Annotated in this window: 27 protein-coding genes; 11 read left to right on the forward strand and 16 right to left on the reverse strand. The window is 65.5% G+C overall.

Annotated elements, in window-relative coordinates; all coding sequences use genetic code 11:
* The first annotated feature begins 29 nt into the window (after positions 1–29).
* From HSX14_RS06055 to HSX14_RS06080, 6 genes are read left to right on the forward strand one after another with little or no spacing between them, the layout of a single operon-like run.
* Entirely contained in the window at positions 30–755 is a 726-nt protein-coding gene (locus HSX14_RS06055; protein WP_111259770.1) for a cupin domain-containing protein, read from the forward strand.
* 34 nt (positions 756–789) lie between these two features.
* Complete coding sequence (locus HSX14_RS06060; protein ID WP_173173342.1) at positions 790–1,554, forward strand: SDR family oxidoreductase; 765 nt, start codon at positions 790–792, stop codon at positions 1,552–1,554.
* A gap of 55 nt (positions 1,555–1,609) precedes the next feature.
* Positions 1,610–3,328: a GMC family oxidoreductase gene (locus HSX14_RS06065; RefSeq protein WP_173173340.1), complete on the forward strand. Its 1,719-nt coding sequence runs from the start codon at positions 1,610–1,612 to the stop codon at positions 3,326–3,328.
* A 57-nt stretch (positions 3,329–3,385) separates the two neighbouring features.
* Positions 3,386–4,156, forward strand: a complete 771-nt coding sequence (locus tag HSX14_RS06070) for an aldolase (protein ID WP_173173338.1) — start codon at positions 3,386–3,388, stop codon at positions 4,154–4,156.
* A gap of 29 nt (positions 4,157–4,185) precedes the next feature.
* On the forward strand, positions 4,186–4,932 hold the full coding sequence (locus HSX14_RS06075) for an SDR family NAD(P)-dependent oxidoreductase (RefSeq protein ID WP_173173336.1): 747 nt from the start codon (positions 4,186–4,188) through the stop codon (positions 4,930–4,932).
* Positions 4,933–4,957: 25 nt separating this feature from the next.
* Complete coding sequence (locus HSX14_RS06080) at positions 4,958–6,208, forward strand: acyltransferase family protein (protein WP_173173334.1); 1,251 nt, start codon at positions 4,958–4,960, stop codon at positions 6,206–6,208.
* A 243-nt stretch (positions 6,209–6,451) separates the two neighbouring features.
* Here HSX14_RS06080 and HSX14_RS06085 read toward each other — a convergent pair whose 3' ends face one another.
* From HSX14_RS06085 to HSX14_RS06130, 10 genes are all read right to left on the reverse strand, one after another.
* Complete coding sequence (locus tag HSX14_RS06085; RefSeq protein WP_173173332.1) at positions 6,452–6,742, reverse strand: Ada metal-binding domain-containing protein; 291 nt, start codon at positions 6,740–6,742, stop codon at positions 6,452–6,454.
* Between the two features lie 3 nt (positions 6,743–6,745).
* Positions 6,746–7,375, reverse strand: coding sequence for a 2OG-Fe(II) oxygenase (locus HSX14_RS06090; RefSeq protein ID WP_173173330.1), 630 nt, complete (start codon positions 7,373–7,375; stop codon positions 6,746–6,748).
* Positions 7,372–8,499, reverse strand: a complete 1,128-nt coding sequence (gene ada / locus HSX14_RS06095; protein WP_111259778.1) for a bifunctional DNA-binding transcriptional regulator/O6-methylguanine-DNA methyltransferase Ada — start codon at positions 8,497–8,499, stop codon at positions 7,372–7,374. The genes HSX14_RS06090 and ada overlap by 4 nt, the downstream gene beginning before the upstream one ends.
* Positions 8,500–8,673: 174 nt before the next feature.
* A complete protein-coding gene (locus HSX14_RS06100; protein ID WP_173173328.1) occupies positions 8,674–9,219 on the reverse strand; it encodes a methylated-DNA--[protein]-cysteine S-methyltransferase in 546 nt (181 codons plus the stop codon).
* A gap of 10 nt (positions 9,220–9,229) precedes the next feature.
* Entirely contained in the window at positions 9,230–9,466 is a 237-nt protein-coding gene (locus tag HSX14_RS06105; protein WP_173173326.1) for a hypothetical protein, read from the reverse strand.
* A 53-nt stretch (positions 9,467–9,519) separates the two neighbouring features.
* On the reverse strand, positions 9,520–10,263 hold the full coding sequence (locus HSX14_RS06110; protein WP_173173324.1) for a 2OG-Fe(II) oxygenase: 744 nt from the start codon (positions 10,261–10,263) through the stop codon (positions 9,520–9,522).
* Positions 10,260–11,270 (reverse strand): LysR family transcriptional regulator, encoded by a 1,011-nt coding sequence (locus HSX14_RS06115; protein WP_173173322.1) that lies wholly within the window; start codon positions 11,268–11,270, stop codon positions 10,260–10,262. The genes HSX14_RS06110 and HSX14_RS06115 overlap by 4 nt, the downstream gene beginning before the upstream one ends.
* A 309-nt stretch (positions 11,271–11,579) precedes the next feature.
* Complete coding sequence (locus tag HSX14_RS06120) at positions 11,580–12,881, reverse strand: NAD(P)/FAD-dependent oxidoreductase (RefSeq protein WP_173173321.1); 1,302 nt, start codon at positions 12,879–12,881, stop codon at positions 11,580–11,582.
* Positions 12,882–12,944: 63 nt separating this feature from the next.
* On the reverse strand, positions 12,945–13,118 hold the full coding sequence (locus tag HSX14_RS06125) for a DUF3094 domain-containing protein (protein WP_173173318.1): 174 nt from the start codon (positions 13,116–13,118) through the stop codon (positions 12,945–12,947).
* An 86-nt stretch (positions 13,119–13,204) separates the two neighbouring features.
* Positions 13,205–13,831 carry a DUF1780 domain-containing protein gene (locus HSX14_RS06130; RefSeq protein WP_173173316.1) on the reverse strand — a complete coding sequence of 209 codons (627 nt, stop codon included), beginning with the start codon at positions 13,829–13,831 and terminating at the stop codon, positions 13,205–13,207.
* A 112-nt stretch (positions 13,832–13,943) separates the two neighbouring features.
* On the opposite strand from HSX14_RS06130, the gene HSX14_RS06135 reads away from it, so the two are divergent.
* The 4 genes from HSX14_RS06135 to HSX14_RS06150 all read left to right on the forward strand — a co-directional run bounded on the left by HSX14_RS06135 (position 13,944) and on the right by HSX14_RS06150 (position 15,839).
* Entirely contained in the window at positions 13,944–14,369 is a 426-nt protein-coding gene (locus HSX14_RS06135) for a GNAT family N-acetyltransferase (protein WP_173173313.1), read from the forward strand.
* Positions 14,366–14,833 carry an FAD/FMN-containing dehydrogenase gene (locus tag HSX14_RS06140; RefSeq protein ID WP_111263619.1) on the forward strand — a complete coding sequence of 156 codons (468 nt, stop codon included), beginning with the start codon at positions 14,366–14,368 and terminating at the stop codon, positions 14,831–14,833. The genes HSX14_RS06135 and HSX14_RS06140 overlap by 4 nt, the downstream gene beginning before the upstream one ends.
* Complete coding sequence (locus HSX14_RS06145; protein WP_173173311.1) at positions 14,830–15,516, forward strand: energy-coupling factor ABC transporter permease; 687 nt, start codon at positions 14,830–14,832, stop codon at positions 15,514–15,516. The genes HSX14_RS06140 and HSX14_RS06145 overlap by 4 nt, the downstream gene beginning before the upstream one ends.
* Positions 15,517–15,623: 107 nt before the next feature.
* Positions 15,624–15,839, forward strand: coding sequence for a hypothetical protein (locus tag HSX14_RS06150; protein WP_173173309.1), 216 nt, complete (start codon positions 15,624–15,626; stop codon positions 15,837–15,839).
* Positions 15,840–15,842: 3 nt separating this feature from the next.
* Here HSX14_RS06150 and yacG read toward each other — a convergent pair whose 3' ends face one another.
* From yacG to HSX14_RS06180, 6 genes are all read right to left on the reverse strand, one after another.
* On the reverse strand, positions 15,843–16,043 hold the full coding sequence (yacG, locus tag HSX14_RS06155) for a DNA gyrase inhibitor YacG (protein WP_111263622.1): 201 nt from the start codon (positions 16,041–16,043) through the stop codon (positions 15,843–15,845).
* Entirely contained in the window at positions 16,040–16,651 is a 612-nt protein-coding gene (coaE, locus tag HSX14_RS06160) for a dephospho-CoA kinase (RefSeq protein WP_173173307.1), read from the reverse strand. The genes yacG and coaE overlap by 4 nt, the downstream gene beginning before the upstream one ends.
* The gene (locus HSX14_RS06165; RefSeq protein ID WP_173173305.1) at positions 16,651–17,520 is read right to left on the reverse strand and encodes a prepilin peptidase; all 870 of its coding nucleotides are present in this window, start codon (positions 17,518–17,520) and stop codon (positions 16,651–16,653) included. Before HSX14_RS06165 ends, coaE begins: the two co-directional genes overlap by 1 nt.
* Positions 17,521–18,741: a type II secretion system F family protein gene (locus tag HSX14_RS06170; RefSeq protein WP_173173303.1), complete on the reverse strand. Its 1,221-nt coding sequence runs from the start codon at positions 18,739–18,741 to the stop codon at positions 17,521–17,523.
* Positions 18,742–18,744: 3 nt separating this feature from the next.
* The gene (gene pilB, locus HSX14_RS06175; protein ID WP_173173301.1) at positions 18,745–20,448 is read right to left on the reverse strand and encodes a type IV-A pilus assembly ATPase PilB; all 1,704 of its coding nucleotides are present in this window, start codon (positions 20,446–20,448) and stop codon (positions 18,745–18,747) included.
* A 95-nt stretch (positions 20,449–20,543) separates the two neighbouring features.
* A complete protein-coding gene (locus HSX14_RS06180; protein WP_173173299.1) occupies positions 20,544–20,957 on the reverse strand; it encodes a pilin in 414 nt (137 codons plus the stop codon).
* A gap of 150 nt (positions 20,958–21,107) precedes the next feature.
* Between HSX14_RS06180 and HSX14_RS06185 the strand changes: the two genes are divergently transcribed.
* Complete coding sequence (locus tag HSX14_RS06185) at positions 21,108–22,820, forward strand: PglL family O-oligosaccharyltransferase (RefSeq protein WP_173173297.1); 1,713 nt, start codon at positions 21,108–21,110, stop codon at positions 22,818–22,820.
* The last annotated feature ends 16 nt before the right edge of the window (positions 22,821–22,836 follow it).

The raw sequence follows: 22,836 nt of genomic DNA on the forward strand, positions 1-22,836 counted from the left end.
ACCGGGTCGACGACCCGCAAGGAGGATGTATGAGTTCACTGGAAGCCGGCTTCGAGGTCGGCGCGGTGCTGGAGCAGGACCTGCAATCGGACTACGCCGAGGACGCCGCGGAGAACGCAGCGGCCTTCGCCCTGATCGAGGACGACCCCGATCCGCAGGTGGTCAACGGCGAGCCGGAGGGTGCCTCGATCCGCTTCGTCAAGACCGGCGAAACCACCCGTGGCCGCTACCTGATGGCCAAGGTGGAGATCCCCCCGGGCTCGGGCCCGCCGCTGCACGTGCACACCCGCACGGACGAGTGGTTCTACGCCCCCGACGGCGGCGTGGTGATGCTCATGGGCACGCGCACCTACACCGACATGGACAACCCGCCGGACGTCTCCGGGCGCGACACCATCCGCATGATCCCCATGAAGAAGGGCGCCATGGTCTTCGGCCGACGCAACCACATCCACGGCTTCCTCAACATCTCCGACAAGACCGTGATGATGTGGCTGGTGTGGACCCCCGACACCCCCGAAGTGACCTTGAAGGACTACTTCGAATCCATCGCCCGGCCGATCCTCCCGGGCGTCCGGGGCGCACGCAACAACCCGATCGTGCAGCTCAAGGCGGTCAGCGAGGCGCGCGACTACGGAATGATGTTCAGCACCGATTTCTGGCAATACGCCGAGAAGGTGGAGGAGGGCGAGGCGCCCTTCGGCAAGAACCTGGACGGCCTGATCAGGCTGTTCGAATCCGCCAAGCAGGCGTGAAGACGCGACAACCCAACAAGGAACGAGGTGACACATGAGTATTCTGGCGAACAAGACCGCGATCGTGACCGGGGCCAGCTCCGGCATCGGCTTCGAGGCCGCGAAGCTCTTCGCGAAGGAGGGCGCCAAGGTGGTGGCCGTGGCACGCCGGGGCGAGGCCCTGGAACGGCTGGTGGACGAGATCACCGCCGCCGGCGGCGTGGCCGTGGCCCTGGCCGGCGACGTCAAGGACGAGCGCTGCGTGCGTGAAGCCGTGGCCCTGGCGGTGAGCCGCTTCGGCGGCCTCGACATCGCCTTCAACAACGCCGGCTCCATGGGCGCGCTGGGTGCGGTGACCGATATCAGCGTCGAGGGCTGGCACGACACGATCGACACCAACCTGACCAGCGCTTTTCTCTGCGCGCGCCACCAGATCCCCGAGCTGCTCAAGCGCCCCGGCGGCTCGCTGATCTTCACCTCCTCCTTCGTCGGCCACAGCGTCGGCTTCCCCGGCATGGCCGCCTATGCGGCGAGCAAGGCCGGCCTGGTCGGGCTGACCCGCACCCTGGCGGCCGAATACGGCGCCCAGGGCCTGCGCGTCAACGTGCTGCTGCCGGGCGGCACCGACACCGAGATGGGCCGCGCCGCCGCCTCCACCGCTGAGCAGAAGGCCTTCGTCGAGAGCATCCACGCGCTCAAGCGCATGGCGCGCCCGGAGGAGATCGCCCAGTCGGCGCTGTACCTGGCCTCCGATGCCTCGAGCTTCGTCACCGGTACGACCCTGTTCGTGGAAGGCGGCGTGACCATCACCCGCACGTGAACCGGCGGGGGCCTCGCGCCCCCGCTCCAGGAAGCCGACCCGTTCAGGAACGAACATGAAGAACCGCAACCCTTTCCCGTCGCTCGATCCGCTCGTTGAAGGCGCAGCCGGCTTCGGCGCCTCCGGCCGACGCGATTTCCTCTCCCGTCTGCTGGCCCTTGGGGCTGGCGCCGGTGCCGCGAGCCTGGGCCTGCTGCCCGCCGCCACGCTGGCCGGCGAGCCGGGAGGCCGCCCGTCCCACCGCCAGGACTACGACTACGTGATCGTCGGTGCCGGCTCCTCCGGTTGCCTGCTGGCCGACCGCCTGTCCGCCACCGGCGCCTCGGTGCTGCTGATCGAGGCCGGCAGCCACCGCATCGACCAGCCGAAGATCCGCGAAGTGGCGCTGTGGCTGCAGAACATCGGCAGCGACACCGACTGGGCCCGCCAGAGCACGCCGCAGGCGCAGCTCGACAGCCGCCAGCAGGCGCTGGCCGCCGGCAAGGTGGTGGGTGGCTCCGGCAGCATCAATGCGATGATCTGGCTGCGCGGCGACCCCCGCGACCTGGCCCAGTGGCAGCGCCACGTCGGCGGCCCCTGGAGCGTCGAGGCACTGCACCGCGCCTACGACGACATGGCGCGCCCGGTCGGCAGCCCCAGCCAGGGCCCCTCGCGCATCCGCGTCGGCCGCTACGCCGACCCGCACCCGCTCACCGCCGCCTACCTCGGCGCCAGTGCCGACACCGGCCTGCGCACCATCGAGCTGAACGCCGGCCGCCCGCTCGACGGCGCCGGGGTCACCGAGGTCAACGCTACCGCCGACGGCTACCGCGTCGGCCCGGCCCAGGCCTTCCTGGTGCCGGCCCTGGCGCGGCGCAACCTCAGCGTGCTGTCCGACGCGCTGATCACCAACCTGATCATCCAGGGCAACCGCTGCCAGGGTGTGCGCGTGCTGGTGGACAACGCCCTGGTGCAGATCCGCGCCAGCCGCGAGACCATCCTCTGCGCCGGCACCTGCGAGTCGCCCAAGCTGCTGATGCTCTCCGGCATCGGCCCGCTGGACGAGCTGCGCGCCCAGGGCATCCCGGTGCGCCAGCACCTGCCGGCGGTGGGGCGCAACCTGCAGGACCACCTGCTGCTGAGCCTGCAGTACCGCTCCCGGGTGTTCGTGCCGCCGCAGCTGTCCAACGGCGTGTCGACCATGTCGTACTACAGCAATGGCCCGGCGCACCTCGCCCCGGACGTTCAGGTGGCCGGCATGCAGTACCCCTTTGGCCCGCTGCAGGCGCCGGCCGGCGGCTCCTACACCCTGATCCCCTTCCTCGCCAAGCCGCGCAGCCGTGGCCGCGCGCGCCTGGCCGGCACGGACCCGCGCCAGAACATGCTGCTGGACCCGGGCTACCTCGGCGAGCGCATTGACCGCGACAACATGGTCTTCGCCCTCGAACGCGGCCTGGCCCTGGGCGCGAGCCGGGCGCTGGCCGGGTTCAACGGCGGCCTCTACCCGGCGGACCCACTGCGCACCTACGCCGAGAAGCTCGCCTTCATCGCCCGCAACGCCGGCCCCGGCCTGCACTACACCGGCACCTGCTCCGCCGGCCGCGACCCGGCCCGCAGCGTGGTGGATGCGCGCTTTCGGGTCTGGGGCGTGGACGGGCTGCGGGTGGTGGACGCCTCGGTGATCCCCGAGATGCCGGCGGTGAACATCCACGCCTCGGTGCTCAGCGTCGCCCAGCTCGCCGCGCGGGTGCTGGTGGAGGAGCGCCGCTCGCACCATCACCCCGCAATGGCCTGAGCCGCTGCCCGCGCCTGATCGGCGCGGGCCTTTTCCCAACGAATCCGAGGTACCGCCATGAAGACCCTGCTGGCCGAGAAGGCCGAGTTGATCGACCAGAGCGTCGACGCCATGAAGACCCACCTGGTGGCGACGGAGCGGCCCTTGCGCGAGAAGGTCGCGCTGACCTGCCGCATCCTCTTCACCCACGGGCATGATTCCGGCCTCGCCGGGCAGATCACCGCGCGCACCGAGACCCCGGGCCGCTACCTGACCCAGCGCCTGGGGCTGGGCTTCGACGAGATCACCCCGGCCAACCTGCTGGAGGTGGACGAGGACCTGGTGGTGATGGCCGGCGACGGCATGGCCAACCCGGCCAATCGCTTCCATTCCTGGATCTACCGCGCGCGAGCCGACGTCAACTGCATCGTCCACACCCACCCCATGCACGCCAGCGCGCTGTCGCTGCTGGAGCGCCCGCTGAAGGTGGCGCACATGGACAGCTGCATGCTCTACGACGAGGTGTCCTTCCTCGCGCGCTGGCCGGGCGTACCGGTGGGCAACGAGGAGGGCGAGCTGATCGCCTCGGTGCTGGAGCACCGGCGCGCCGCGCTGCTCGCCCACCATGGCCTGGTGATCGCCGCGCGCAGCGTCGAGGAAGCCTGCGTGCTCGCCGTGCAGGTAGAGCGCACGGCGCGCATGCAGCTGCTGGCCGAGGCGGCGGGGGAGATCCGCGACATCGACCCGGCGCTGGCCCGCGAGGCCCACGACTGGATCCTCCAGCCCACGCGCAGCCGCGCCACCTTCGACTATTTCGCCCGCCGCGCCCTGCGCGAGCTGCCGTTCTGACCCATCACCCTTTCCTGCGAGGTATCGCCATGCAGCACTCCTTGCTTTCCAAGAACGCCCTGGTCACCGGGGCCTCCCGTGGCATCGGCAAGGCCACGGCCCTGGCCCTCGGCGCCGCCGGTGCCTATGTGCTGGTGCACTGCAACCGTGGCCTCGACGAGGCCCACGGCGTGGTCACCGAGATCCGCGACCGGGGTGGCCGCGCCGACGTGCTGGTGGCCGACCTCGCCAGCGCCGATGGGCCGCGCATCCTCGCCGCCGAAGTGGGCGAGCGCGTGCGTCGCCTGGATGTGCTGGTGGCCAGCGCCGGCATCGCCCAGACGGCGAAGCTGGAGGACACGCGCATCGAGGACTTCGATCGCCTGTTCGCGGTCAACGTGCGTGCGCCGTTCTTCCTGGTCCAGCAACTGCTGCCGTTGCTGGGCGAGGGCAGCAGCCTGGTGATGATCTCGTCCCTGGGCGCGCGCTCGGCGGTCGGCGATATCCCCGCCTATGCCGCCACCAAGGGCGCGCTGGACACCCTGGTGCTGCACTTCGCCCAGGCGCTCGGCGGGCGCGGCATCCGCGTCAACGGCCTGGCCCCAGGGGTGGTGGACACCGAGATGTCCAGCTTCGTGCGCAGCGACGAAGGGCGCGACTTCGTGCTCGGCATCCAGGCGCTGCAGCGCGTGGCGCAGCCGGAGGACATCGCCGATGCGGCGCTGTTCCTGGCCTCCGACGCCTCGCGCTGGATCACCGGGGACATCCTCAGCGTCGACGGCGGCACCAAGCTGTAACCACGGGCCGCCAGGGGTAGACACCATGAACATGAAGACCGAACTGCCTGCCGGCGCGCCTGCGGCCCACGCCGGTGCGTCGAGGAACCTCGAACTCGACCGGCTGCGCGCCATCGCCGTGCTGCTGACCTTCTACGTCCACCTGTACCAGGTGTTCTACCCCTGGACCTTCACCATGCATTACCCCAAGCCCGAGTCGGTGCTCGACCTGTTCGGCAACGCCTGGGCGGGGGTCGATCTGTTCTTCGTGATCTCCGGCTACATCATTTCGCGCACCCTGCTGGAGCAACTGGACGGGTTGCGCAGCGGCGTGCAGCGGGCGGCCTGCATCAAGGCCTTCTACGTGCGCCGGGTGTTCCGCATCCTGCCGGTGGCCTGGGTGGTGGTGGCGCTGGTGATGGCCTGCAGCCTGTTCCTCAACCAGGGGCAGTACTTCGCCTCGCCGGTGTACAACGCCCAGGCGGCGCTGGGCATCTTCACCTACACCTTCAACTTCTGGCTGCCGGACAACAAGATCGCCGAAGGCGTGCCGCTGGCGCCCTACTGGAGCCTGTCGGTGGAGGAGCAGTTCTACCTGTTCTACCCACTGTTCCTGCTGGTGCTCAAGAGCACCCGGGCGCGGGTGATGGCACTGGTGGGCGGGCTGCTGCTGGTGAGCCTGGTGCTGCGGCCCTTCAGCCTCTCCGACCCGATGAAGGTGTTCTTCTTCACCCAGACCCGCTGCGACGGCCTGCTCTATGGCTGCCTGCTGTACCTGGCCACCACCCAGAGCTGGTTCGAGGCGATCCGCGTGCGCGCCGGCCATTACCGCTACGCCGGGGCCTGGGTGGTGGTGCTGCTGGCGCTGGTGCTGGGCAGCGTCACCGCCATCGGTTTCGGCAACACGCTGGCGATCCCGGTGGTCTGCGCCTTGTCGCTGGTGCTGGTGTTCATGGCGGCCTGCGAGGGCAACCTGATCGTCTTCCCCCAGCCGCTGCAGTGGGCGCTGGACTACCTCGGCAAGCGCTCCTACACGCTGTACCTGGTGCACATCCCGATGTTCTACCTGACCCTGGAACTGATGTTCCGCTACACCCGCAGCGAGGGCATCGCCATCACCGATGCGCTGTGGCCGCAGTACACGGTGCTGATGCTGGTGCTGGTGTTCGGCGCCACCGAACTGATCCACCGCACGGTGGAGAAGCCGATGATCGCCTTCGGCAAGCGCATCGCCGAGCGCGCCCGCGTGCCAGTCGAGGCCGCCCCGCAAGCCCTGGCGCCCACGCCGGCCCCTTAGGTGCGGGCGCGGCGCCGGGTTGGGTAGCGTGGATGACGCTTCCCCCATCCACCGTGCGGGGGCGGGTTTCCATGCAACGCTTCGGGCATGACGGCGTGGCCCTGTTCGACCCCGCCTGGTGGAGGTGAAGAGCGACCTCCACCCTACACAGCGGTCACCTCCACGCGGGGCTCGGAGGACTTGTGTAGGGGCGACTACGGTCACCCAGCGGCGCGCAGCGCTGCCGTTCCTGTGGGAGCGAATTCATTCGCGATCAGGCTTCACCTGAACGCCCAGTTCCCCCGCCTTCCACAACCTGTACCGCTCCGGCATGCACACGGCGCAGGGCCGGTAGCCGGCGGCGAGCGCCGTGGCCTCGTCGAGGAAGAACACCCGCTGCGCCTGGTAGCCGCCACGGGCGAGGGCCTGCAGGGCGCTGCGGCAGTCGAGGCGGCCGTAGAGCTTGTTGCGGCGGTGGCCGCCGAGGGTGCCGGGGCGGTCACTGGTGAAGGGCCGGCCATCGGCGCCGAGCAGGGTCCAGGTCTTCGCCGGCATGGCTCAGCGCCCGGCCGGGAAGCCCAGCTCCAGGCTCAGGCGCTGGCCGCTGCGCACACGGCTGGTGCCGTGCTTGAGGCCGGCGCCGTAGCGTTGGCCGAGGCTGTTGCGCACCGGACGGCGACCTTCGCTGAAGAGCACGGCATCGCCCTGGCGCAGGGGTAGCACGGTGGCGCGCGATTGCATGCGCGGGCGCTGCTCGGTGACGACGAATTCGCCGCCGGTGAAGTCGCTCCGGGGGCAGGCCAGGAGAATGGCCAGGCGCAGGGGCAGGGCAGCGGTGCCGTCGCCCTGTCGCAACGCCAGGTACTCGCCCGTGCCGAGATGGCAGAACCGTGCATCGATGGCGCCGGCCGGCCCGGTCGGGTAGCGCCCGGGCTCGTCCAGTTCCTCGCTCCAGCGATTGGCCAGTCGGGCCAGCGCGGGGTAGAGCCCGTCGCCGAGTTCGCCGGGCAGGGCCCCGGCCGTGGCGAGCCACTCGCCACGGCCGGGTTCGAGGGGGGCGAGGCGGGTGCCCATGCCCTTCGCCTGCCGGCGCCACTGCTGCACCGTGCCCGCATCCAGCAGGCCGGGCAGCAGGGCGTAGCCGTCTTCATCCAGGCAGCGGATCAGCGACGGCCAGTCCAGGCTCATGGCTGCGCCACGGCCTGCTTGGCACGGGGCGGCACGCTGGGGGCGGCTGCCGGCTTGGCTTCGCGTTGCAACAGCTCGCGCTTGCGCTCGATGCCCCAGCGGTAGCCGGAGAGGTCGCCGTTGCGTCGCACCACGCGGTGGCAGGGGATGGCCACGGCGATGTGGTTGGCACCGCAGGCCTGGGCCACCGCGCGTACCGCCTTGGGCGCACCGATGCGTTCGGCGATGTCGGTGTAGCTGACGGTAGTGCCTGGCGGGATGTCCCGCAGGGCCTGCCACACCCGCTCCTGGAAGGCGGTGCCGCGGACGTCCAGGGGCAGGTTGAGGCCGAGCGAAGGCGCTTCGATGAAGCCGACGACCTGGGCCACCAGGCGCTCGAAGTCCGCGTCGCCGCCGACCAGCTGGGCCTTGGGGAACTGGTCCTGCAGGTCGCGTACCAGGGCATCGGGGTCGTCGCCCAGGAGGATGGCGCAGACCCCGCGCTGGCTCTGCGCGACGAGGATGGCGCCCAGCGAGCACTGGGCCACGGCGAAGTGGATCGAGGCGCCGGCGCCGCCATCGCGGTATTCGCTGGCGCGCATGCCGAGCAACTGGTCGGAGGTTTCGTAGAAGCGGCTGTTGGAGTTGAAGCCGGCGCCGTAGATGGCATCGGTCACCGAGGTGCCGACATCGCTGAGCTCGCGGCGCAGGCGGCGGGCGCGGTAGGCCGAGACGTAGGCCTTCGGCGTCAGCCCGGTCTCGGTCTTGAACACCCGGTGGAAGTGCGAGGGGCTCATGCCCGAGCGCGCCGCCAGCTGGTTGAGGTTGAGCGGCGAGTCGGCTGCCTCGATGGTGCGGCAGGCCTCGGCGATCAGCGCGGCGCGGCGGGCGGCAGTGCTGGTGCGGTCTCCCGCCAGGCTGCGGCTGGCACGATAGCCGGCGGCTTCGGCGGCGGCCGGGGTGTCGAAGAACTCGACGTTCTTGCGGTTGGGCAGACGGGTCGAGGAGCTGGGGCGGCAGTAGACGCCGGTGGTCTTCACCGCGTAGACGAACTGGTCGTCGGCGGCGCTGTCGCGGGCCCTGACGGCTGCCCAGCGTTGATCGTCCGTGATGTAGAGAGCGGTTTCTTGCAGGTTCCTGCTCATGGTGGTTATCCAGAAAGACCGTTGACTATTGCAGGTTAAAACCGAACCCGAACGCAAGAACTCCGGTTCTTGCGTTCGAATTCTCCGTGGCGCCGCCAAGGCGTTCCGATGCGGGCGCAGGGCACCGGGATCAGGAAGGATGGACACCTTCCGCCTCCCGTGCCGGGCGTTGCGTCAGAACAGCGCGGCGGTGCGCGGCTCGGCCACGACGGGGCGCAGGGCCTTCTCGTGCTCCAGCAGCCAGCGCTTGCGCTCCAGACCCCAGGCGTAGCCGCGCAGTTCGCCGTTGGCGGCGATCACGCGGTGGCAGGGGATGACGATGGCGATGGGGTTGGCGGCGTTGGCCACGCCTATGTCGATGGCGGCACGCGGGTCCTCCAGGCCCAGGTCGCGGGCCAGTTGGCCATAGCTGCGGGTTGCGCCGGCGGGAATCTGCCGCAGCGCCGCCCAGACCTGGAGCTGGAAGGGCGTGCCGTTGGGCTCCACGACCAGTTCGTCGAGCGCATCGCAATCGCCTTCGAAATAGCGGCGCAGGGCGGTGGCTATCGCCTTGGGCGCCGGGATCTCGGGGAGGTCCTTGGCGCTCGGGCGATCCTTCAAGGAGCGCGTGAGCTGGCGCTTGTAGTCGCCGAAGCCCAGGGCGCGGATGCGTTGCTGTTCGTCGGTCACCAGCAGCAGTTCGCGCAGGGGCGAACTCAGGCGGCTCATCATCAATGTCATGGCAATCTCCTTATCGCAGTCGAGTGACGCTGTGGGGACGGAGCAGGAAGATTTCCCCGCTGTCCAGGTGCAGCTCGGTTCGGCCCGAATCATCCGTGTGCCAGCGGGCCTGCCTGGCATCCACCAGTGCCTGGAAGGCACTGATCACCCGCAGGCGCGCGGCCGGGTCGTCCTCGCTCGGGCCGGTGGCTGCCGTGCCGGGCTCGAGGAAGGCGGCGGGGCCGATGTCCTGTGGGCGAATGGGCATGTTCAGCCCGCCTGCCGGGAGGCGGGAAGGAGGGGGGCGTTCATCCGCTGCCCTCAACTGGCGTCATGGAAGATCAGCCCCAGGGTGCGGCGCTCGCCGCTCCTGATCAGGCTGACGCCGTGGCGCATCGCCGCGCGGCGGAAGCCGCCGCGCTTGCCGGGCACCGGGCGCAGGTCCACCGGGAAGAGCACGGCATCGCCCTTGCCCAGGGGCACGACCTCCGCCCGCTGCTGGCCGGCGATGTTCTCGGTGAGGACGAACTCGCCGCCGCTGAAGTCTTGCTCGGGTGCCGACAGCAGGATCGCCAGCTGCAGCGGGAAGACATGCTCGCCATAGAGGTCCTGGTGCAGGCGGTTGTAGCAGCCCGGGCCGTACTGCAGCAGCAGGGGCGTGGGGCGGCATTGGCCGGCCCGGTGGCAGCGGGCGAGGAAGCTGTCGAGGCGCGCGGGGTAGCGGGTGTCGAGGCCCAGGCGCTGGTTCCAGCGGTTGGCGATGGCCGCCAGCGGCGGGTAGAGGCGGTGGCGCAGGCGCCCGAGCAACGCGGGCAGCGGGTAGGCGAAGTACTTGTATTCGCCGCGGCCGAAGCCCTGGCGCTCCATGACGATGCGCGAGCGGAAGCCTGCGTCCTGGCGGTAGAGCGAGGCGAGTCGGGCGCAGGCGGCATCGTCCAGCAGGCGCGGGATCAGGGCGCTGCCATTGGCGTCCAGTTCGGCTTCGAGGGCCGGCCAGTCGAGCTGTTCGATGCGCTCCAGCGTTGGGTCGGGCACGGCCCGTTCGAGGGTGGCGAGGGGATTCATGGTGTGGAGAAGTCCCCGGCGCTGAAGGACAGGCCCACGCGCGCCAGGCGCGAGACGGGGGCGATCGGGTGGAGTTCGGAGAACAGGCAGGTTTCCGCTTCTTCCTGCTGGTTGCACACCTGCTCGACGCGTTCGAGGAAGCGCGAGAGGTGCGGCGACGGCTCGCTGTCCGGGCGCAGCAGGTAGGTGGTCAGCACCGAGTCGGGCACGGACAGGGCGCGGGTGACGATCTCGCTGCCGGGCAGGTAGCTCTGCTCGGTGCCGCAGATCAGGGCGACGCCGTAGCCGGCTGAGACGAGGGCCTGCATGGTTTCGCGGGAGATGTACTGTTCGACGATGTTCAGCGAGGCTTCTTCGGCTTCGCTCAGGTTGGCCTTGAGCATGCGGTTGATCTGCTGGTGCTGGCCCTCGTGTACCTCGGGGTGGCTGAGGATCAGCGGGTGGCGCACCAGCTCCTTGAGCGGGATCTTGCGGTGCGACAGCAGCGGATGGCGGGCGGGCAGGGCGGCGACCAGCGGGTCGCTCCAGATGGGCCGTGCGCAGATGCCGTCGACGGCGTTGTCGGTGCGCGCGAAGCCGACGTCGTAGCTGTGGTCGAGCATGCCCTTGACCTGCTGGGCGTGGCTCACTTCGAACAGGCGGATCTCCATCTCCGGCTCTTCCTGGCGGCAGCGCGCCAGCAGGTCGGCGAGCTTCTGCGGGGCGATGCCGTCGGACACCGCGACCCGCAGCGTGCCGCGAAAGCCCATGGCGACGCCGCGCATGTCCATCCGCGCCTGTTCCAGGGCGGCGAAGATGCGTTTGGTGTTCTCCAGGAAGACGGTGCCCGCCCAGGTCAGCTGCACGCCGCGGGGGTTGCGCTCGAAGAGCAGGGTGTTGAGATCCGACTCGAGTTCCTTGATGGCCCGGGACAGGGGCGATTGCTCGATGTGCAGGCGCGCGGCGGCGCGGGTGAAATTCAGCTCCTCGGCCACCGCGAGGAAATAGCGAAGATGACGTAGTTCCATATGTGACTCTCTCCTGTCTGTCATCGACCCTGGTTCCGGGCCGTGCCCGGGTTGCTGCGTTCCTCCAGCCCTTACTGCGTAGTGGTCCTGGTGCGCGAGTGACCCGGGTAGCGCCGATCCGATGGCGCAAACGCCCTGGCCAGACGCGTTGCGGGGCTCAATATCGGCGTGAAGAGAGCGTCCCGCACTCCGTTTCTTGCGGTCGAATCTGCAGGATGGGAGAGGGCGACGGACGGCTGTGGCGCACAGCGGTGCGCGAGGGGGACGAGCGGCGGGAAGGCCGGCATCGCGGGGATGCCGGCCGGTGGATCAGTGGAGCTTGAGGCGGGGGTCGGTGCTGCGGCCGATGCGGTCGCTGAGCATCAGCAGCAGGGTGCGGAAGCTGCCGTAGAGCGCCATCTGGTGCATGCGGTAGAGCGAGATGTAGAACATGCGCGCCAGCCAGCCTTCGAGCTTGACGCTGCCCATCAGGTTGCCCATGAGGTTGCCGACGGCGCTGAAGCTGGAGAGCGAGATCAGTGAGCCGTAGTCCTTGTAGCGGTACTCGGGCAGCTCTTGCTGGCCGGCGATGCGCAGTTTCAGTGACTTCACCAGCAGGGAGGCCTGCTGGTGGGCGGCCTGGGCACGGGGCGGGACGTTGCGGTCGCTGCCGTCGCCCAGGGGGCAGGCGGCGCAGTCACCGAAGGCGAAGATGTTCTCGTCGCGGGTGGTCTGCAGGCTGGGCTTGACCACGAGCTGGTTGATGCGGTTGCTCTCCAGGCCATCGAGCTCCTTGAGGAACGCGGGCGCGCGGATGCCGGCGGCCCAGACCTTGAGGCTGGCGGGGATCTCCTCGCCCTGGGCGGTGCGCAGGCCTTCGGCGGTGACTTCGCTGACCGCGGCGCCGGTCATCACGGTGACGCCCAGTCGCTCCAGGGTCTTGTGCACCGGCGCGCTGATGCGCTCGGGCAGCGCCGGCAGTACGCGCGGGCCGGCCTCGATCAGGGTGATGCGCATGTTCTCCGGCTGGATGCTGTCCAGGCCGTAGGCGGCCAGCTCGCGGGCGGCGTGGTGCAGCTCGGCGGCCAGCTCGACGCCCGTGGCGCCGGCGCCGACGATGGCGACGCTGATCTGGTCGCTGTTGCCTTCACGGGCGTGGGCGCGCAGGTAGTGGCTGAGCAATTGGCGGTGGAAGCGCTCGGCCTGCTCGCGGGTGTCGAGGAAGATGCAGTGACGCGACGCGCCTTCGGTGCCGAAGTCGTTGGTGGTGCTGCCGACGGCGATCACCAGGGTGTCGTAGGCCACTTCACGGGCGGGTACCAGTTCGCGGCCGTCCTCGTCGAGGGTGGCGGCCAGCTGGATGGCCTTGCGCTCGCGGTCCAGCCCGCTCATGCGGCCGAGCTGGAACTCGAAGTGGTTCCACTTGCCCTGGGCGACGTAGTTGAGCTCGTTCTCCGTGGAGTTCAGCGAGCCGGCGGCCACTTCGTGCAGCAGGGGTTTCCAGATGTGCGTCAGGTTGGCGTCGGCCAGGATGACCTTGGCCTGGCCTTTTCTGCCCAGGGTTCTACCCAGACGGGTGGCGAGCTCCAGGCCGCCGGCGCCGCCGCCGACGATCACGATACGATGGGACATGGGGATATCTCACAAGGCTATAGGAATTCTTATGTGTCGCGCCGGGCGAGCGCAGGAGGCGGCTCATAGCACCAGTCGCGCGAGGAGGCGGCTCAGCAGGCCCAGGCCGATCACCATCACCAGCAGGATCGCCAGCAGGCGCCAGGGCTTGAACGGCTCGCGTTCCACCTGGTGCTGGGGGAGATTCAGGTACTGGTCGACCTTCTGCTGGTCTTCGGGTGTCAGGCGGCTGGTCATGGGAAGCCTCGACGGGGGAATGGGCTCATTCTAGCTGCGTGTTTCGACAGGGCTCAATCGACGACGCGAATAATTCGACTGCTGCGTCACAGGCCGATCCCGGCATCGAATATCACCGTTCGACCCAGGTTGGCGCGCAGAAATTCCGGCGCATCCGGATGGGCGAAGAGCACGCGGGCATAGGTGGAGCCGACGATGGACAGCGAGCGCCAGCCCTGGCGGAGGAATTCCGTGGGCGGCGGGAAGGGGCTGTTGAAATCGGGCACCGAGCGCTTGAGGTTGACGAAGGCGACCAGGTCCAGCTCGCCCGGGTCGAGGCCGCGCTCGGTGTAGTTGTGGGCCTTCTTGCGCAGCGTCGGGGCGAGTCGGCCCTGCAGCTCGGCGGTGGCGATGCGCTTGGGCCGGGCTTCGCGGCGCACCAGTTGGGCGAGGGAGAAGGCGCTGCGCCGGCGCTCCAGCTCGGCACGCCATTCATCGTTCAGCCGACGGCCCTCGTCGAGGACGAAGAACACCTCGAAGGCGGCGTCGCGGAACAGCACGTCCGGCGGCTCGCTGCCGGTGCCGAAGTCCTCCAGCCGATGGGGCACGTTGAGGGCCTGCAGCAGGCGCTGGCAGACCCAGCGCTCGCGTTCCCACTTGCGGGCGTTGGAGAGGAAGTCGTTGGCCTGTTCCGCCTGGCGGGTCAGCAGGCGCAGGTAGTCGGATTCGTCCATGAGCGGAGCTTAGCCTCGCCGCGCCTCGCTGTGGTAGCCCGACGCGGCATACGGGCACGGCGCCGTACGGCGGGCCTTGGTATAGACTCGGAAGCCTGTCCTGGAGCCTGCCATGCAACCGCGCACCATCACCCCCGCCGACCATTCCCGACTGCTGGCCCTCTGGAGCCGGACGCCGGGTATCCGCCTGCGTCCGGAGGATGAGTACGCGCCGTTCTGTGGCTATCTCGCGCGAAACCCGGGGTTGAGCCTGCTGGTGGAGGCCGGCGACGAGGTGGTCGCCTGCCTGATGGCGGGGCACGATGGCCGCCGCGGCTACCTGCAGCACCTGGTGGTCGAGGAGGCCTTTCGCGGGCGCGGGCTGGCGCGGCGGATGCTCGAGGAGGTGCTGGCGCGGCTGGCCGAGCAGGGCATCGGCAAGTCCCATGTCTTCGTCTTGCGCGATGCGCCGCAGGCGCTGGCCTTCTGGCAGGCGCAGGAAGGCTGGGGCGAGCGTGGGGATATCCAGGTTTTTTCCACAAGGGGAGCGAGTGAATGAAAGCGGTTTTTGTGGTGGTGCTGATGGCGTGGATGGGGCTTGCCCAGGCGCAGGAAGAGGGTTCACGGCTCGCCCCCTGGACGCTGCTGGACCAGTATGACCAGCCTTACACCCTCGACGACGGGCTGCGGCTGTTGCTGGTGGCCCGCGACATGGACGGCGCGAAGCTGGTCAAGGCGGCGTTGGAGGGGCAGCCCAAGGGTTACCTGGAGGCACGCAAGGCGGTGTTCCTCGCCGATGTGAGCCGCATGCCGGCGGTGATCGCCAAGCTCTTCGCGGTGCCGGCGATGCGTGACTACAACTACCGGGTGATGCTGGACCGTGAGTCCCGCGTGGCGCCCCGTTATCCGGCCGAGGCGGGCAGCGTGCTGCTGTTGCGCCTGGAAGGTGGCGTGGTGCGTGAAACCCTGACCTTCACCGATGCCGCGGCGCTGCGTGCCGTTCTCGAGTCCTCCGCAGAGTGATCGCGTCCCAGCTGCTCTCCACCACCAGCCTGGGCCTGGGCTGGGCGATCTACCTGCCGGCCATCGCCTGGGCGGTCTGGCGGGCTCCGTGGGTCGAGCTGTTCAGCGATACGCGGCGACAGCACCTGCTGTTCGGCACGGTGCTGGCGTTGTTCCTGCTGTGGATGGTGCGGCGGGATTTCGATTCGGGCGTGTCCTACCACTTCATCGGCATGACGGCCGTGACGCTGCTGCTGGACTGGCCGCTGGCGGTGCTGGGCGGCGTTGTGGCGCAGCTCGCCTTGCTGGCGCTGGGGCGCCAGGACTTCGCCGCGCTCGGCATCAACGGTGCGCTGCTGGTGCTGCTGCCGGTGCTGGTGACCGAGTGCTGCGCCATCTGGGTGGAGCGCTTCCAGCCGCGCAACCTGTTCGTCTACATCTTCTGCTGCGGCTTCTTCCCTGCCGCGCTGGCGGCGCTGCTGTGCACGCTGTTCGGGCTGGGCATCCTCTGGCTGGACGGCATCTTCCCGATGCCTCCCTGGCTGGAGGACTTCGTCGGCTACCTATGGCTGGTGATGTTCCCCGAGGCCTTCATCAACGGCACGGCGGTGACGGCGCTGGTGGTGTTCTATCCGGACTGGCTGGAGACCTTCAACCGCTCGCGCTACCTGCAGGCGCCCTGGAAGGACGACGAGCCGAAGTGATGGCCGGGAATTCACCAGGGGCATGACGCCTGGCGGCTTGATCCCGATCAATTATCCGCAGCCCTCCGCACGCCGATCATGGTGCCTTCACAGACGAGGAGCGGGAGATGACCATGCACAAATGGGCGCGCGAGATGCTGGATCGGGAGCTGGCGGTGGCCGGCGCGGCGGGGATGGACGAGGCGTTGGCGCTGCGAGCGCTGCTCAGCGAGGTGGTGGAGCGCAGCAAGGCGGTGCGGCCGATCGAGGACCTGGCCCAGGAACTGTGCTTCCTGGCCGACAACCTCGATGACGACCGCGACTACGCCTTCATGCGCCCGTGAGGCTCAGTGACCGCGCTCGGGCAGGTCGCTGGAGAAGAGATCGTCTTCCTGGATGTCGCCGGGGATCGCATGTTCCTCGGCGGCCCAGGCGCCCAGGTCGATCAGCTTGCAGCGCTCGGAGCAGAAGGGGCGGCTGGGGCTCTGCGGGCCCCACTCGACGGGGGCGCCACAGGTGGGGCATTCGACGGTCATGGGTTGGCTCATGCTTGGCCTCCGCGCAGGGTCAGGTAGAAGGCGTGCAGGCGTTCGACTTCGCGCTGCAGCCATTTCAGGTCACGGTCGTTGACCAGGACGTCATCCGCCGCTTCCAGGCGTTTTTCGCGGCTGGCCTGGGCCTTGAGGATGGCGCCGACCTGTTCTTCGGACACCTGGTCCCGGGCCATGGTGCGCTGGATCTGCACCGCTTCCGGTGCGTCGACCACCAGCACGCGCTGGGTCATGCGGTGCTGGCCGGACTCGATCAGCAGCGGCGAGACGAGGATGGCGTAGGGCGACTGGGCGCTGGCGAGGTCGCGGACGATCTCCTCGCCTATCAGTGGGTGCAACAGGTTTTCCAGCCAGCGGCGTTCTTCCGGGTGTTCGAAGATACGCTGGCGCAGCGCTGCGCGATCGAGCTGGCCATCGGCCTGGAGAACGTCGCTACCGAAGTGCTCGGCGATCTGCGTGAGGGCGGGGCGGCCAGGCTCGACCACCCAGCGCGCCGCATGGTCGGCGTCCACTAGGTGCACGCCGAGGTTGCCGAAATGGGAGGCGACGGCGCTCTTGCCGCTGCCGATGCCGCCCGTAAGGCCAAGGATCCAGGGTTTGTTCATCAGAAACCGGCGAAGTGGAGATAGGTCCCGGTTATTTGATCACCCCAGAGCAATGCAATCCAGCCGGCAATGGCCAGGTAGGGGCCGAAGGGGATGGGCGTGCTGCTGTCCGCGTCGCGCAGCTTGAGGATGATGATCCCCAATATGGCGCCCACCAGGGACGACAGCAGGATGGTCAGCGGCAGCACCTGCCAGCCACCCCAGGCGCCGATCATCGCCAGCAGCTTGAAGTCGCCGTAGCCCATGCCTTCCTTGCCGGTCACCAGCTTGAACACCCAGTACACCGACCACAGGCTGAGATAGCCGCCCACCGCGCCCCAGAGCGCATCGCTAGGCGTGGCGAACATGCCCTGGTTGTTGAGGATCAGCCCGAGCCATAGCAGCGGCAGCACCAGGGAGTCCGGCAGCAGCTGGTGGTCGACGTCGATCATGCTCATCGCCAGCAGGCCCCAGGTCAGCACCAGGAACGCCCCGGCCTGCCAGGTGAAGCCGAAATGCCAGGCGACATAGGCCGACAACAGGCCGCACGCCAGCTCTACCAGCGGGTAGCGCTTCTTGATTGGCGCCTTGCACGACGAGCACTTGCCACCCAAGGCCAGCCAGCTGACCACCGGGATGTTCTCCCAGGCCTGGATCTCATGCTGGCAATGCGGGCAGCGCGAGTTCGGCAGGATCAGGTTGAAGGTCTCGCCCTGGGGCTCCGCCGGCAACTCCAACGCCTCCCGCGCCTGCGCCTTCCAGTCGCGGAACATCATCACCGGCAGGCGGTAGATGACGACGTTGAGGAAACTGCCGACGAGAAGGCCGAGGAGGAATATGCAGAAAACAAAGGCCGGCAAGTTGCCGGCCAGGAAGTCGATGACTGTCACTTATCCCACTACCGAACCGAGTTGGAAGATAGGCAGGTACATCGCGATGATCAGGCCGCCGACCAGCACGCCGAGAACCGCCATGATCAGGGGCTCCATTAGGGTGGTCAGGTTGTCGACGGCGTTGTCGACTTCTTCTTCGTAGAAGGAGGCGACTTTGTCGAGCATAGTGTCGAGGGCTCCTGATTCTTCACCGATGGCGGTCATCTGAATGGCCATTGATGGAAATACACCAGTGGTGCGCATGGAGAAGTTCAGTTGCATGCCGGTAGAGACATCCTGCTTGATCTTCGTAACCGCGTCTTTGAATACGACGTTACCGGTTGCGCCGGAAACGGAGTCGAGGGCGTCTACAAGAGGCACACCTGCTGCAAAGGTGGTGGACAGCGTACGGGCGTAACGTGCGACGGCAGATTTGTAGAGTATGTCGCCGACGATGGGTAACTTGAGCACGCCTCGGTCGACGTTATCTCTGAATTTTTTTGAGCGGCGATGAAGCTCTCGGAGGCCGAAAGCGGTTCCGAACATGCCGAGTAACACGACGAACCACCATGTCTGAAGAAATTCGGAAAGATGAATAACCATCATTGTGAAAGCGGGTAATTCAGCGCCGAAACCTGAAAAAACGGACTGAAATTGCGGAACAACTTTAATAAGCAGGATTGCAGAAACTATCAAGGCAACCAAGATTACGGCGATCGGGTAGGTCATTGCCTTCTTGATTTTTGCCTTGAGCGATTCGGTTTTCTCCTTATAGGTAGCCACTCGATCCAGCAGGTTTTCCAAAGCGCCGGACTGCTCGCCAGCGTCCACCAAGTTGCAGTAGAGTTCGTCAAAATACAGAGGTTTTTTTCTTAGAGAGTTTGCAAAGCTGTTCCCTGCGGCTACCTCCTGTTTGACCTCGTCAACCAGTTTTCGCATGTTTTGGTTTTCGACGCCCTCTCCAATGATGTCAAAGCTCTGAAGCAAGGGAACGCCTGCTTTCATCATGGTAGCCATCTGGCGAGTGAACAGGGCTATATCTAGAGGCTTGATTTTCTTTCCCTTGCCAAAAAGGGATGCGCTTTTTTTCCTGACTTTGGTGGGGTTGATGCCCTGCTTACGAAGCTGGGCTTTAACAAGAGCGGGGTTGGTGCCGCTCATGTCCCCTTTGACCCTGGCGCCTTTTTTATCTGTACCTTCCCAGCTGAACAGGGTGGTTTTGAGAGCTTTTTCCGCCATGGATTAGTCCTTGGTCACGCGGTTGACTTCTTCGAGGCTCGTCACGCCATGGATGGCTTTCAAGAGCCCCGAAGTGCGGAGATCGTTGAAGCCATCTTTACGCATCTGAGCTGCGATATCGATGGAGTTGCCTTCCTCCATGATAATGCGTTGCAGGGCAGGAGTGTTTTTAACCACTTCATAAATACCCACCCTTCCCTTGTAGCCGCCTTTACAGCTATCGCAACCTACGGGCCCAAAGAGCTTGAAGGTTCCGATCCGCTCTTCCGGGAAGCCTTCCTTGAGCAGCGTATCGCGTGGGATCTCTACTTCCTTCTTGCAGGCGGCGCAAAGCTTTCGCGCAAGTCGTTGGGCAATGATCAGGTTGACCGATGTGGCGATGTTGAACGCCGGCACCCCCATGTTACGCAACCGTGTCAGCGTCTCAGCGGCGCTGTTGGTGTGAAGGGTGGACATCACCATGTGTCCTGTTTGAGCGGCCTTGATCGCGATCTCAGCTGTCTCCAGATCGCGGATCTCACCCACCATGATGACGTCGGGGTCCTGGCGGAGGAAGGCTCGAAGGGCCTGGGAAAAGTCCATACCTTGCCGGGGGTTCACGTTGACCTGGTTGATGCCTTCCAAGTTGATCTCAACGGGGTCTTCGGCTGTCGAGATGTTGATGTCGACGGTGTTGAGGATATTCAAGCCGGTGTAGAGGGACACCGTCTTGCCTGACCCGGTTGGGCCGGTCACCAGGATCATGCCCTGTGGCTGTTTCAAGGCATTGAGATAAAGCTCTTTCTGCGACTCCTCATACCCCAGCGCATCGATGCCCATCTGCGCGCTTGAGGGGTCAAGGATTCGCATCACAATCTTCTCTCCCCACAGCGTGGGCAAGGTGTTGACGCGAAAATCGATGGCCTTGGTTTTGGATATCTTCATTTTGATACGGCCGTCCTGCGGCTTGCGCCGCTCGGAGATATCCAGGGAAGCCATTACCTTGAGGCGTGCCGATATGCGGCTGGCCAGTTGAATCGGTGGGCGGGCGACCTCATGCAGCACGCCGTCGGTGCGGAGACGGACGCGGTAACTCTTCTCATAAGGCTCGAAGTGCAAGTCTGACGAACCGCCTTTGATAGCGTCCAGCAGCATCTTGTTGACGAAGCGCACAACAGGCGCATCGTCAGCTTCTGCACCTGTGCCCTTGTCGTCCCTGTCCTCGTCGACACTTTCGATGTCCACCCCATCGAGGTCTACATCGCCGAGGTCCTCCATGCCACTATTTGCGGAGTCGAAGAATTTCTCAATGGCCTCGCCGAGCTTGTCGTCTTCCACCAGGATGGCTTCGGTGGTGAGACCGGTACTGAACTGCACATCGGTTACAGCTTGATGGTTGGTAGGGTCCGAGACACCAATAAAGAGCTTGTTGCCTCTGCGCCATAGAGGGAGCAGGCGATGCTGGCGGATCAGCTTCTCGCTGATCAACTCCTTGGGTTGGGACTCCTTGTCGATGGCTCCCAGATCAAAAAATGCCACGCCGAACTGTTCAGCAGCGATTTCCGCGAGCGGACGACTCTTCACCAGCTTGTTCTGAACGATGTACGTCACCAGCGACATCTTGTTGCGCAGGGCCTGCTGCTGAGCCTGTTGGGCATTTTTCTCGTCGAGCAGGTTGGCAATCACAATCTGGCGAGCCAGGCCGGTGAGGGGAATTGAGTCGCTCATTCAAGCATCGTCCGTATGGCTGGAGTAAGGAGACAGCATATAGGGAAGCACAAATAAACAAGGCACCCGAAGGTGCCTTGTTCCGAAGCTTTAACTCAGCAACCGCGCGGACGGTATTCCGAGTTTACGTCAGAAGTGCAGGACCAAGTACCGTCGCTGGCACGATTCAGGGTAATACGCGAGTCTTTTACGCGCGGGCTGGCTTGTCGATCGAAAACGAACACGAGCGTGCCGGTACCGCTGGAGGTGAAGGTCGCAGTGATTGTACCCAGCGGGCTGGCGGTGGCGCCGCTGCCAAGGTTTGCAACGGTAGTGGAGGCACCACCCACTCCACGGGAGAACTGATCTTCAACAGCAGTCTTCAGGGGGGCGATTGCCTGCAGGCCAGTGTTGGCTTCGGCGCGCGCAATGTAGTTCTGGTAGGCCGGAATCGCGATAGCGGCCAGAATGCCGATGATCGCCACGACGATCATCAGTTCAATCAGGGTAAAACCTTTTTGGGCTTTCATTCGTGTTTCTCCAAGGTAGATGTTTACGACTGCACAGGCAGCTGACATTCTCTAAGCAAGTCCCTTGCCAACTTTTTTGGTCCTGCAGTTCTTAGTGCTGGGGCCTGAGATGCAGGTTGGGCTGACAAAAAACGTCAATGAGTGCCAAGAATGTCTGATGCGAATGTAAGGCCTGCAGTCGCCTTCCTGCTGCTACTGCTTGCGGTTTCTTTTAGCAACCCAATGCACCTTTACCCCCTTCCTAATTACATAGAGGAGCTCACGAGTTCCTTCGCCGTGACGGGGGCTGCAGTCGCCACGCTCTGGCGGGCTCGATCGTTAAGGCTTTCGGTAGGTTCGTTTATCTGGCTGGGGCTTGGTGTTCTTTTCCTGTTCTCCGTGTTCTTTCACCCCGTTTCCTTTCAGGCGGGCAAGGCCGCTTATCTTGTCTACTGGCTTATGGGGTGGATGGCGATCCTGGTCGGCGAGCAGGTTGATTGGGAGGGTGGTGACGTTGTTGACTTGATTGCCCGGATATTATTTTGGTGCGCATTGGTAGGAGTGGTTGTGGGCTGGGCCCGCCATCTCGACCTTCTAGGGGCGTGGGCGGCTTTCATACCCCATGTGGTATCGAGTCGGATGGTCGGGCTGATAGGTCACGCCAACTACTTCGCTTATCTCTGTCTCCTTGGCTTTTTCTGTGGTGCTTGGTGTTGGCATCGTAGAAAGGTCGCAACCCCTTGGTTTGTGATCGTTGGGTTGCTGATGCTCTCGGGGCTTGTTCTTTCCGGTGCGCGCTCTGCTCTGGTGGCTTGGTTGGCCTTGGTCGTAGTGTTGTGGCTGCGTGATCGGCAAGCCAGTCGCTATCGTTTTGCCTTGTCAGTAGGGTTGGTTATAGCGCTGTGCATAGCGCCTTTCGGTGGCAGTATTGCGGCCTGGCTGTCGCAATTCGGATCGCCGGCTCTGGAAGATGGTCGCTTGTCCGTCATTGGATCGAGAGGGCTTGACAGTTCTGGGCGCATACTGGAGTGGAAAGTTGCCCTTGCCGTTCTGGCCGATCATCCCTGGTTTGGTGTCGGCATAGGCAATTATGCAGCTGAGGCCTATTCAGAGCATATTCGTCAAGGAATTGCCTCGCCTCAGGGGCTTTTTGTTCACTCACACAACTCAATCCTTCAGCTTGCGACAGAGCTGGGTGTTATGGGGTTGCTGTGGTGTGTGCTTGTTGTCGCTGCATTGTGTTTCTCTGGCTGGAAGGCGCTTCAGTCCGAGAGTAAACAGTTGCCGGTATCCATATTGGCCGTCTTTTGTATCTACAGCCTCTTCGAGTTCCCTCTTTGGACTATGCATTTTTTGGTGCTGAACCTGCTTTTGGTGGGATGCCTCTCAAGGCCTGTCGTTGTATTGCCGTTGAAGCTGGGGAAAATTTTCGCATCTGTCATCGGGGCAGCTTTGCTGATGGTGATGGTCATCTACATTCCGCTGGTTGAGCGTTTTTACTGGTCCTTTAAACAGTACATAGTCAGAGCGCCTGTCGATGCCAATGAATACACCTTCATGAATGCCATGATTCGTGACCCCTTGATGGAGCCGGCGGGCTATTTGATCTACTTCGCCAACTTCCAGTTGTCACCAAAGACGCTGCAACAGGAGCGGGATGTTCTTGAGCGTTTCCAGCGCTTCCTGCCTTACGCACCGTTGATGGCTCGCTTGGCGTGTGTTCAGGTCGCCATGGGTGATGTCGAGGAAGGGCAGAAGACTGCTCAGGATGCTCGCTTGTATTACGGCGCGCTTGCTGAGCAACAGCTGTTAGCAGCGAAAGCAGATGCTGAGCGGGTATTTCCTGAAATCGATTTTTCTGTTCTTTCCGTGCCGAGAGGCTGATTGCCTGCCCCGCGTC

The organism is Pseudomonas tohonis, assembly GCF_012767755.2.
Classification (GTDB): Bacteria; Pseudomonadota; Gammaproteobacteria; order Pseudomonadales; family Pseudomonadaceae; genus Metapseudomonas; species Metapseudomonas tohonis.

Bases quoted from the DNA above. Each gene is read 5' to 3' on its own strand.
- HSX14_RS06055 (WP_111259770.1), top strand. From the start codon at position 30: ATGAGTTCACTGGAAGCCGGCTTCGAGGTCGGCGCGGTGCTGGAGCAG.
- HSX14_RS06060 (WP_173173342.1), top strand. From the start codon at position 790: ATGAGTATTCTGGCGAACAAGACCGCGATCGTGACCGGGGCCAGCTCC.
- HSX14_RS06065 (WP_173173340.1), top strand. From the start codon at position 1,610: ATGAAGAACCGCAACCCTTTCCCGTCGCTCGATCCGCTCGTTGAAGGC.
- HSX14_RS06070 (WP_173173338.1), top strand. From the start codon at position 3,386: ATGAAGACCCTGCTGGCCGAGAAGGCCGAGTTGATCGACCAGAGCGTC.
- HSX14_RS06075 (WP_173173336.1), top strand. From the start codon at position 4,186: ATGCAGCACTCCTTGCTTTCCAAGAACGCCCTGGTCACCGGGGCCTCC.
- HSX14_RS06080 (WP_173173334.1), top strand. From the start codon at position 4,958: ATGAACATGAAGACCGAACTGCCTGCCGGCGCGCCTGCGGCCCACGCC.
- HSX14_RS06085 (WP_173173332.1), bottom strand. From the start codon at position 6,742: ATGCCGGCGAAGACCTGGACCCTGCTCGGCGCCGATGGCCGGCCCTTC.
- HSX14_RS06090 (WP_173173330.1), bottom strand. From the start codon at position 7,375: ATGAGCCTGGACTGGCCGTCGCTGATCCGCTGCCTGGATGAAGACGGC.
- ada (WP_111259778.1), bottom strand. From the start codon at position 8,499: ATGAGCAGGAACCTGCAAGAAACCGCTCTCTACATCACGGACGATCAA.
- HSX14_RS06100 (WP_173173328.1), bottom strand. From the start codon at position 9,219: ATGACATTGATGATGAGCCGCCTGAGTTCGCCCCTGCGCGAACTGCTG.
- HSX14_RS06105 (WP_173173326.1), bottom strand. From the start codon at position 9,466: ATGCCCATTCGCCCACAGGACATCGGCCCCGCCGCCTTCCTCGAGCCC.
- HSX14_RS06110 (WP_173173324.1), bottom strand. From the start codon at position 10,263: ATGAATCCCCTCGCCACCCTCGAACGGGCCGTGCCCGACCCAACGCTG.
- HSX14_RS06115 (WP_173173322.1), bottom strand. From the start codon at position 11,270: ATGGAACTACGTCATCTTCGCTATTTCCTCGCGGTGGCCGAGGAGCTG.
- HSX14_RS06120 (WP_173173321.1), bottom strand. From the start codon at position 12,881: ATGTCCCATCGTATCGTGATCGTCGGCGGCGGCGCCGGCGGCCTGGAG.
- HSX14_RS06125 (WP_173173318.1), bottom strand. From the start codon at position 13,118: ATGACCAGCCGCCTGACACCCGAAGACCAGCAGAAGGTCGACCAGTAC.
- HSX14_RS06130 (WP_173173316.1), bottom strand. From the start codon at position 13,831: ATGGACGAATCCGACTACCTGCGCCTGCTGACCCGCCAGGCGGAACAG.
- HSX14_RS06135 (WP_173173313.1), top strand. From the start codon at position 13,944: ATGCAACCGCGCACCATCACCCCCGCCGACCATTCCCGACTGCTGGCC.
- HSX14_RS06140 (WP_111263619.1), top strand. From the start codon at position 14,366: ATGAAAGCGGTTTTTGTGGTGGTGCTGATGGCGTGGATGGGGCTTGCC.
- HSX14_RS06150 (WP_173173309.1), top strand. From the start codon at position 15,624: ATGACCATGCACAAATGGGCGCGCGAGATGCTGGATCGGGAGCTGGCG.
- yacG (WP_111263622.1), bottom strand. From the start codon at position 16,043: ATGAGCCAACCCATGACCGTCGAATGCCCCACCTGTGGCGCCCCCGTC.
- coaE (WP_173173307.1), bottom strand. From the start codon at position 16,651: ATGAACAAACCCTGGATCCTTGGCCTTACGGGCGGCATCGGCAGCGGC.
- HSX14_RS06170 (WP_173173303.1), bottom strand. From the start codon at position 18,741: ATGGCGGAAAAAGCTCTCAAAACCACCCTGTTCAGCTGGGAAGGTACA.
- pilB (WP_173173301.1), bottom strand. From the start codon at position 20,448: ATGAGCGACTCAATTCCCCTCACCGGCCTGGCTCGCCAGATTGTGATT.
- HSX14_RS06180 (WP_173173299.1), bottom strand. From the start codon at position 20,957: ATGAAAGCCCAAAAAGGTTTTACCCTGATTGAACTGATGATCGTCGTG.
- HSX14_RS06185 (WP_173173297.1), top strand. From the start codon at position 21,108: ATGTCTGATGCGAATGTAAGGCCTGCAGTCGCCTTCCTGCTGCTACTG.